This is a genomic window from Actinosynnema sp. NPDC023658 (genome assembly GCF_040639995.1).
Lineage (GTDB): Bacteria > Actinomycetota > Actinomycetes > Mycobacteriales > Pseudonocardiaceae > Actinosynnema.
Genome location: NZ_JBFAAX010000737.1, coordinates 1 through 2,833, shown reverse-complemented (window position 1 = coordinate 2,833; position 2,833 = coordinate 1). Strand labels below are relative to the sequence as shown.

The 2,833-nt window shown below is 73.1% G+C and carries 3 protein-coding genes; all 3 read left to right on the top strand.

Annotation, left to right across the window (positions count from 1 at the left end; genetic code table 11):
* Nucleotides 1–57: 57 nt before the first annotated feature.
* Entirely contained in the window at nt 58–1,314 is a 1,257-nt protein-coding gene (locus AB0G02_RS34000; RefSeq protein WP_360802620.1) for a methylaspartate mutase, read from the top strand.
* Nucleotides 1,311–1,865: a hypothetical protein gene (locus AB0G02_RS33995; protein ID WP_360802617.1), complete on the top strand. Its 555-nt coding sequence runs from the start codon at nt 1,311–1,313 to the stop codon at nt 1,863–1,865. Before AB0G02_RS34000 ends, AB0G02_RS33995 begins: the two co-directional genes overlap by 4 nt.
* A gap of 94 nt (nt 1,866–1,959) precedes the next feature.
* Entirely contained in the window at nt 1,960–2,493 is a 534-nt protein-coding gene (locus AB0G02_RS33990) for a DUF3995 domain-containing protein (protein WP_360802614.1), read from the top strand.
* The last annotated feature ends 340 nt before the right edge of the window (nt 2,494–2,833 follow it).

Sequence of the window (2,833 nt, the reverse complement as noted above, 5' to 3'; positions counted from 1 at the left end):
GTTCAACCGCTTCGTGTCCGCCGCGCGGGAGCGGCGCTCGCTGGAAGGCGCGGCGCCGTGACCGGGTTCGCCGCGTTCGTCCGCGCCGCGCACGCCGCGGGGCAGCTCGTCGTGCAGCCCCGCATGGGCTTCAGCGATCCCGCCCGCATGCGCGCCGGCCTGGTCGCCACCCGTCGCGCGCACGCCACCACCGTCGGCACGGTCACGCTCGACAGCTACACCCGGGTCGGGGACTACGCGGCCGTGCTGGCGGCGGCCGCCGAGGGGACGCCGCTCAACGGCTACCCCATCGTCACCACCGACCACGCCACCACGCGGCACGTCCTCTCCGACGCCGCCGCGCACGGCTTCCCCGTCCAGGTCCGGCACGGCTCGCCGCTGCCCGGCGACATCGTGGACGCGCTGGTCGCGCTCGGCCTGGACGCCACCGAGGGCGGCCCGGTGTCCTACTGCCTGCCCTACAGCCGGGTGCCGCTGCGCGAGTCCGTCACGGCCTGGGCCCGGTGCGTGGAGGCGTTCGCCGCCGCGCCCGGCGAGCCGCACCTGGAGAGCTTCGGCGGGTGCATGCTGGGCCAGCTCTGCCCGCCGAGCCTGCTGGTCGCGCTGACGGTGCTGGAGGGCCTGTTCTTCCGCCGCTGCGGCATCGCCAGCATGTCGTTGAGCTTCACCCAGCAGACCAGCGCCGAGCAGGACGCCGAGGCGCTGCGCGCGTTGGGGCGCATCGCCGCGGACCTGCTGCCCGACGTCGACCACCACATCGTGGTCTACGCCTACATGGGCGTGCACCCGCGCACGGAGGCCGGCTCGCTGGCGCTGCTGGCCGACGCGACGCGGCTCGCGGTGCGCGGGGGAGCGGCCCGGTTGATCGTGAAGACCCCGGCCGAGGCCCACCGCATCCCGACCATCGCGGAGAACGTGGCGTCGCTGGAGCACGCCGCCGCCGCTGCCCGCGCCGTCGCCCCCGAGGCGCCCGCGATCGTGGACACCGGTGTCGAGGCCGAGGCGCGCACGCTCATCGCCGCCGTGCTCGACCTGCACGACGACGTCGGAGAGGCGCTCGTCCGCGCGTTCGCCTCCGGCGTCCTGGACGTGCCCTACTGCCTGCACGACGACAACGCCGGACGGGCCCGCGCGCACGTGGACGGCCGCGGCTGGCTGCGCTGGTCCTCGGTGGGCTCGATGCCCATCGCCCGGCCCGACCGCGACCTGCGGCCGGTCACCAGCGGCGCGCTGCTGGACTACCTGCACCGCGTCGAGCAGCGCTACGACCACCCGGTCCTGACCAACGACACCCCCACGGCGGTGCTTTCGTGACCACCCTGATCGACGACCTGCTGCCCGAGTGGCAGCACCGCGAGCACCACACCCGCCACGTCGACGCCCCGCCCGACCGCGTCTGGGAAGCACTGACCACGCTCCGGGTCTCCGACCTGAGCTGGACGATGCTGCTGCTGCGCCTGCGCGGCGGCCCCCTCGCGTGGGTGCGGGGCGTGGACGCGCCGCCGGGGACGCTCGTGCTGGACTCGTTCGCGCCCAAGCCCGTCGCCCAGGACCCGCCGCACGAGATCGTCCTCGCGGACGTCTCCCGCTACACCTCGCTGGTGCCCGCGCGGCCCGACCTGCCGCGCGGCGACGTGGACGCGTTCACCGGCTTCACCGAGCCCGGTTGGTCGAAGGTGGTGATGAACTTCCGCCTCGACGCCGACGGCTCGGGCACCCTGCTGTCCACCGAGACCCGCGTGCACGGCACCGACGCCGCCGCACGGCGCGCGTTCCGGCCGTACTGGCTGCTGGTGCGGGCGGGGAGCGGCCTGATCCGGCACGACCTGCTGGCCGCCACCGCGCGTCGAGCGGTGGGGGTGTGACGCTGTCGCGCTTTCCGGTCGTGCGTTTGACGGCTCTGCGGCTGAACCGATACGACTAATGCCGTCAGACCGGCTGGGGGAGAGGGACAACAGCATGACGAGGTCCGCGCAGGCGTCACCGCGCACGACCGGGGGACGGTGGCTCGGCTGGGCCGTGTTCGTCGTGGGAGCGCTGTACGCGGCGGTGAGCGCCTACTGGGCCGCCGGCGGCACGGCAGGCCTGGACACGTTGGGCGGGGCGCTCGCGGAGATGGCCAGGGCCCGCGACCCGCAGCTGATCGCGATCGTGTGGCTGACCGTCGTGCTCAAGCTGGTGGGCGCGGTGCTGGGGCTGGCGCTGGTCCAGCGGTGGGGCCGGCGGCTGCCGCGGTGGTTGCTGCTCACCGCGTCGTGGGGGGCGACCGTCGTGCTCGTGCTCTACGGGGGCGTTCTGGTCGTCGCGCAGCTCCTGATCGCCGTGGGCGTGGTGCCGCGGGCGGCGTCGTTCGACCCGGTGGCGTTCTACTGGCACCTGTTCGTGTGGGATCCGTGGTTCCTGCTGTGGGGAGTCCTTCTAGGGGTCGCGACCGTGCGATTCATCCGCCACCGACGACAAGATCCCCGACGCCATTGGGCAAATCAAGGGTAAGACGGGCATTTGCCGCTTTGGGCGGATCCGTTGTGCGGGACGCGCATGTCGACACAGGATGGTCCCATGTTTTCCGCACCGCACGCCGCGCCCCTGCAAACCCCTCTCACCCCGCGCCCGTCCAGTGATGTGCTGGACTGGCCGTGGATCCTCGGCCCCTGTTGAAACCGCAGGTCGAGCCCCTGGGGCCGGGTCACGCCGAGTACTCCGGCGTACCCGGCCCCAGGTCGTTGTTCGTTGTCGGACCAGGTGGATTTGATATTAAGCAACGGCGTAGACAATTCCCGCGGTGACCGACTCCGGGCGATGGATCCTGTGGTGCGGCCACGGCCGCCCGGGC